Source organism: Capsulimonas sp. (assembly GCF_039929585.1).
GTDB lineage: Bacteria > Armatimonadota > Armatimonadia > Armatimonadales > Capsulimonadaceae > Capsulimonas.
The window spans coordinates 1-5,709 of the sequence record NZ_JBDSQY010000207.1 but is presented as its reverse complement, the minus strand read 5'-3'; the positions used below and the strand labels follow the sequence as shown (position 1 = coordinate 5,709).

Below are 5,709 nucleotides of genomic sequence, written 5' to 3'. Positions count from 1 at the left end.
TTCTCGACCCGCACCGTCGTCCCGTGCGGATCGGTTGTGGTGAAGTCGACTTTATCGGACAATCCATCCAGCAGGGATAAGCCCCACCCGCCCAGTCGCTCACCTCCGTACCCGTCGTCGCGCATCGAGCCAACATGCCGCACGGCGTTCTGGTCGAAGCCAGCGCCGGTGTCCGTCACCGTAATGACGACCCTGGGCTTGTAGTATTCCAGAGTCACCACGAACTTAGCCACGTTTGACTGTGCGTGGCGAATGACATTCGAACACAGCTCTGCGACAATCGTTTCCACGTCATCAATCACGTGTCGCATCACGCACATGTCTTCGAGCAGGCATCGGCTGAGCAAACGCGTCGTGCGAATATAATGCCCATCTTCCGGCAATTCCAGCGAGAGACGCAATATCAAGGGAAGCCCCATTTCTCAATCAGCCACCGTGACAAGAACCAAAACAAAATCCAAAATCGAACTGATTACTTTCTTATACCAACAATCTCGGATTCTCCCCCAACTAAAACATGAGCCGTTCGGCAAACGCGCGCGGCGTTCGCGGCGGCTTGCCGGATTCTCCCAAACTCAGTATAATCCCATCACGTATTCACCGCCGAATGAACGGAACCATCCACCATGTCAATCCAATACCTGACGAACGCCGTGATCAGCGCTCAAGATTTGGCCGCTCTCTTTGACAGATCGGGGATCCGAAGGCCAACTGGCGACTTACCTCGCATCCAGCACATGATCGACCATGCGAATCTGACGGTCACGGCGTGGGACGGAGAAAAATTAGTCGGCGTCGCGCGCTCGCTGACGGACTTCGTCTGGTGCTGCTATCTCTCGGACCTGGCGGTCGACCGCGACTACCAGCGCCAGGGCGTCGGCAGCGCGCTGGTAGAGGAAACTCGGGAAGTGATCGGGGAGCAAGCGACGCTCGTTCTGCTGTCCGCTCCTGAGGCGATGGAGTATTATCCCAGGATCGGCCTGGAGCCGGTCGAATCCGGCTGGATGATCAAGCGAACGGCGTAGTAGATGGATAAAAAACAACAGCGCTCGGCTGCACCTGCGGCCGGGCTCTCGTTTCACTTTCTCCCTGCGGCATGCCGGGCGACATATTCTATTTCGTAGAGACGATTTCGCATCGTGTCCAGCGCCCATTCATGTGCGGTAAAACCAGGATCGTGCTCGCGCAGGAAGTCACACCAAACCAGCAGGCGAATGAGTTCACGCGCGTTGATGAAGCGCACTTCGCATAATCCAATATAGCCCTCGTCGATAAGGTCGCCGAAATGGAAGCGCGCCATCGTCCATATCCGCTTGTTCAAATCAAAGACGACGGGGCAGCCCCCGTCGCGATCCCAAATCAGCTCCGCCGGCCCTTCGCGCCGCGATGGAATTTCGGCGATCCGATCGCTGACATACTCCAGCATGAGCGGCAGCGCGTCTTTCAGACCGTTCCACGTCACCTGTCCGTAGCTCTGAACCCACATTTCCTCATGACCGAATGCGTAAACGATTTCTACACCCAAACAATTGCCCCCCGGCATAATGACGCCGCCCGCTGCATACTCAGTTCATCCGTGTTGTAAGAAACGCGACCGCCGCCTTGCCTCGGATGACCACATATCATGTTCATCATCCACGATCGATTAGTTGTGTTTGGCTTTAAGACGCTTTTCCTCCAGCGCCTCCTTTTTCATATCGGCTTCTAATTTGTCTTCGAATTCTTCCGTGTCCGCTCTTGGACCATTTTGAGCAAGTTGGTATTGCGCTTGCGTTCCAATGAACACGTCTTCCACAGACGACACGCCATCATCACCGCCGCCGTCGTACCCGCTCTTCATTGCCCATACCATTTGCTGGGGACCTTGCTCGGCAATTAAAACTGGACCCTGCGGAGTGTTGTAGTAGTAACGGTCTTCCGCCCAGCCCCTCAGGGCTAGCGAAGATGTCTTTACGTAGTTGAACGTTATTCCAGAACGCACCCGCCCACCTGGCTTAACACTGATCACACGAAAGCCATTCACCACGGGAATCGCGGGCTTATTTTTCATCCCATACTGAACCACGATCCATCCCGTATAGCCTTGCGGAATAAGATATTTGTCTGGTATTCGATCATCGGAGCCACACCCCGATAGCAGCGTCAGTATCAGCGATATGCCTGCACTCAATATTCCTCGAACTTTGATTGAGTCATTTAACAAATTATTCTTCATAAAGGCGGCTTAAACTCCAGCAGGCAAACAGAATAATCGCGTCGAATAAATTATAATATGCGAAGCGATTGGCAAAATATACTCTCACGAAATTTCACCTCTGATACATCGAAGGGCGGTCCCGCAGGCTTACGCGAAATTGTTCTTTTGAGTTTACTCATATCAAAACCTCAGGGTGCTTCAATGAGACAAGCGGCTTAGACATCCGGAACGCCACCAGCCGCCGCCAGCGCGGCAATTCGTCCCGCAGACGCGCCATCATCTCGGCATCCATGGGCGCCCCTTGAATATTAGTCCAGCCCTCGTCGCTGGCCGTGACAACATCCTGAGCGAAAGCAGCCATCGCAACTTCGGGGCGGCAGCAGTTGACGCCCAGTTCGGGAAACTGGACGACATCGAGAAATACGGAACGCTCGCTTTGGTGGCGCCCAAGCGTCAGCCAGTCATCTTCCGCAGCGATGATCCGCCACCCATCCCGTCGGCAGGTTACGACTTGATTCTCAGTGAGAAGCAAGACGCCCTCCAATAGATACTTAGTCAGCAGGGCCTCTGTCGGCGGATTGTCGCCCACAAACATCTTGGGATTGCTGCGAATGAATTCGAGAGCTTCCTCTTGTCTTTGTGTTCTCATGAATGAGTGAATTTCTCTACAGGCGCTGCGATTTTGCAGCAACCGGGTGCAAGTTTGCCTTTACGCCCGCAAAGCAGTTGAACACGGCTGAAGCCGAAACGTGATCAGGAGGCGCGGAGACGGCCGGTCAAAAGAATTGGCCAGCATGGATTTGTCTTGGATTACTTCTATTTTAAAAAAACAATGCTTGCCTGCTTCGAATAATAGTAAAATATAATTTAATATTAGTCTTTACTCATTATACTGCTTCCCTGCTAATTCTTGCTGAGCGATATCGAAAGAAAGCAAGAAATATAAGACCGCCTGCTACGACAATTAAGTGAATTGTCGTACAAATTATTCTGAAATTATTTTTCATAAATATTGACAGAGCCAATTAAGTATGATAAAGTTCAGTAGTGCTGGTTGACGATTTGCGCGGCTGTTGGACTTCTCCACTCCCTGTGGGATTACTGACTTCGTTGTGCGCATATCATCTCCCTGCGCTTGCCTTAAGCAGCCATTCAGTTTCCTGTTGTCTGCTCGTTGTTGGGCGGCTCTCACCCTATTTCACGCAGGACGCATCACAACTCGTTTTGGAGGATATTCTCTCGAATGACACACTTTCTCCAAGCTACGTCACTGCCGGTCAATGTCCAGACTCTCCGCAGCTGTGTTTTCAAATTAGATTTCGATAATAGCAAAACAGCCTAAGTGTTTTTCTATTAAGCCGCGCTTCACCAAGCAAACTCATGATAAATTCCATGGCGTCACTGTTGTTGTCGGAAGTCCGTATGTTCTCTTTCGGGTTCCCAAGACAAAGGAAAGGACTTCAGCACAGTACGATGAAACAATCACTAATCCTGGCGCAGCGGCCGGCGACGCCAGACGACGAAGCCTTTCTTTTCGAAGTCTACGCCAGTACCCGCGCCAACGAGATGTCGGCGGTCACATGGGACGCCGAACAAAAGGTCGATTTCCTGCACACGGAGTTTCTGGAGCAGAACACATTTTTTCAAGCACGGTTCCCAGACGGTCAGTATGATGTGCTGATGCAGGACGGCGTTCGGGCCGGGCGCTTATATGTGGATTATCGTGAAGATGAGCTATGGATCCTCGATATTTCACTGCTGCCCAAATACTGCGGGAAAGGGATCGGCTCGCGCGTGATCGGCGCCCTCATGCGCCATGCGCGGGAGGAAGATCTGGTGATCCGTCTGCATGTGGAGCATTTCAATCGCGCCTACCATTTATGGCGGCGTCTGGGCTTTTCGCAAATACAAAACGACGGAATGTACCTTCTGATGGAGTGGAACCCGAACAATGTCTATGCGTAATTCCGCACGCTCTCCCGAGTTCGAAGTGAAACCGGTTACGCCTTCCCCATGTCCGCCGGCGCGCGCCCGGCGAACCAAGGGCGGCGCGGCGAGCGGAGGCTTCGATATCAAAAGGTTGTCATTCACCTTCGCGATCCGCACTCCCACGGCCAGCAGCCAAAGCGTGGACACGTGGGAAGACACGCCGGTTGAGATAACCCTCACCGGCGACGATCCGAGAAATCCAGATAAATCCATCATTTACGCCGTTCGCTTCCATCCGTCGCACGGCGCGCTCACGGGAAACGCCCCCAATCTGACATACACCCCGAACCCGGGTTACTATGGCGACGACAGCTTCACGTTTTCCGTCCATAACCGCAGACTATCCAGCGCGCCGGCGAAGGTGAGGATCTCCGTCGCCCAGGCGCCCGCCGCCAATATCACGCCGCGGATCAAAGTGGCGCAGGGTGGATACGTGTATTTTCGCGCCAACGGCTGCTATCGTCAGCCAATCACTCTGACCTGCTGCGGCGCAGCCATCCGCAGCCCGCTCTCGCTGGTGCTGGACAATCTGAGCGGCGCGACGCTCACCAACGCCACCGGAACCACAGATTCGGCTTCCCCGGCAGGCAGCCCGTACATCAGCACCTCGGGCCTGGGCGCGGGCGCAAGCATGACGATTGTGCTCGAATTCAACAAGCAGCCGTCTAGCTACGTGACGCGTATTCTAGCGGGCGTGGGCGCACGGTAGGAAATTTCTCACCGACCATATTTCTGTCCGACAGGCAAAATCAGGTGGAGGAAAACGAGGAGCATATGAAAAACCGATCTATCAAAAACAGCAGCCTGCTCCCCATTACGGTCTGCGAGCGAGCGGCCGGCGATGCGGCTCCGTCCGCCACCTACCATGTCTCCATCGGCGCCGGCGCGCTAAGCGGCCTGGGGACGTATTATGTCGAGATTACGCTCACCGATGGCTCGGGGCGCGGCAACGGCGGCAGCTTCGCAAGTATCTCTCATTTCTCTCTGCACGGCGGCGCGCTCGGCGCGGTCATGGCGCCGACGATGGGCGATGTCACCGGCGCCCTGGGCTTCGAAGACACGCTAGTCCTCTCAAGCGCCAACGCGGGCGCCAGCGGCCTGGCGGACTTCGTCCAGGCGTTCACGGTTCATAAAGCAAATGCAACGATCGCCTTCCACTTGATGCTCACCAGCACGGGAATTGAGGACATCACGCCAGACGCCTTCTCCTTCCAGCTGCTGGACGCAGAATTTACCCCGATCGCCACGACCGGCGCCGTAGGGACGGAAATGATCGGCGCCGACTTCAACAGTCTGCCCCTCACCGTGAGCGGTTACCAAAGCAGCGGCGCGTTCCGGCCATCGATCGTCGCGACCATCACCCCGGTCTCCAGCGACTCCCGGCCTGTCGCGCCGATTGGGATCGGCTCCCTCAGCCTCAGCGCCCTCCTGCTGCGCGGAAGCCTCCGCTCCCGCCTGCGCCGCGCCCGCCGCATCCGCATGGGGTAATCCGATCTCCCCCACGGAAACCGCCGTCTTTTCCC

At 55.2% G+C, this 5,709-nt stretch carries 8 protein-coding genes; 4 read left to right on the top strand and 4 right to left on the bottom strand.

Annotated elements, in window-relative coordinates; all coding sequences use genetic code 11:
• Positions 1-407 (bottom strand): ATP-binding protein (locus ABIZ35_RS15075; protein ID WP_348220745.1); only part of this gene is annotated, 407 nt, incomplete at its 3' end.
• Between the two features lie 219 nt (positions 408-626).
• Between ABIZ35_RS15075 and ABIZ35_RS15070 the strand changes: the two genes are divergently transcribed.
• Entirely contained in the window at positions 627-1,025 is a 399-nt protein-coding gene (locus ABIZ35_RS15070) for a GNAT family N-acetyltransferase (RefSeq protein WP_348220744.1), read from the top strand.
• Positions 1,026-1,078: 53 nt separating this feature from the next.
• Here ABIZ35_RS15070 and ABIZ35_RS15065 read toward each other — a convergent pair whose 3' ends face one another.
• The 3 genes from ABIZ35_RS15065 to ABIZ35_RS15055 all read right to left on the bottom strand — a co-directional run bounded on the left by ABIZ35_RS15065 (position 1,079) and on the right by ABIZ35_RS15055 (position 2,846).
• Positions 1,079-1,525, bottom strand: coding sequence for a hypothetical protein (locus tag ABIZ35_RS15065; RefSeq protein ID WP_348220743.1), 447 nt, complete (start codon positions 1,523-1,525; stop codon positions 1,079-1,081).
• 120 nt (positions 1,526-1,645) lie between these two features.
• Positions 1,646-2,215, bottom strand: a complete 570-nt coding sequence (locus tag ABIZ35_RS15060; RefSeq protein ID WP_348220742.1) for a hypothetical protein — start codon at positions 2,213-2,215, stop codon at positions 1,646-1,648.
• 157 nt (positions 2,216-2,372) lie between these two features.
• Positions 2,373-2,846 carry a hypothetical protein gene (locus ABIZ35_RS15055; RefSeq protein WP_348220741.1) on the bottom strand — a complete coding sequence of 158 codons (474 nt, stop codon included), beginning with the start codon at positions 2,844-2,846 and terminating at the stop codon, positions 2,373-2,375.
• Between the two features lie 824 nt (positions 2,847-3,670).
• Here ABIZ35_RS15055 and ABIZ35_RS15050 point away from each other — a divergent pair.
• From ABIZ35_RS15050 to ABIZ35_RS15040, 3 genes are all read left to right on the top strand, one after another.
• Entirely contained in the window at positions 3,671-4,162 is a 492-nt protein-coding gene (locus ABIZ35_RS15050) for a GNAT family N-acetyltransferase (protein WP_348220740.1), read from the top strand.
• The gene (locus tag ABIZ35_RS15045; RefSeq protein WP_348220739.1) at positions 4,149-4,895 is read left to right on the top strand and encodes an Ig-like domain-containing protein; all 747 of its coding nucleotides are present in this window, start codon (positions 4,149-4,151) and stop codon (positions 4,893-4,895) included. Before ABIZ35_RS15050 ends, ABIZ35_RS15045 begins: the two co-directional genes overlap by 14 nt.
• A 65-nt stretch (positions 4,896-4,960) precedes the next feature.
• Positions 4,961-5,674, top strand: a complete 714-nt coding sequence (locus tag ABIZ35_RS15040; RefSeq protein WP_348220738.1) for a hypothetical protein — start codon at positions 4,961-4,963, stop codon at positions 5,672-5,674.
• The last annotated feature ends 35 nt before the right edge of the window (positions 5,675-5,709 follow it).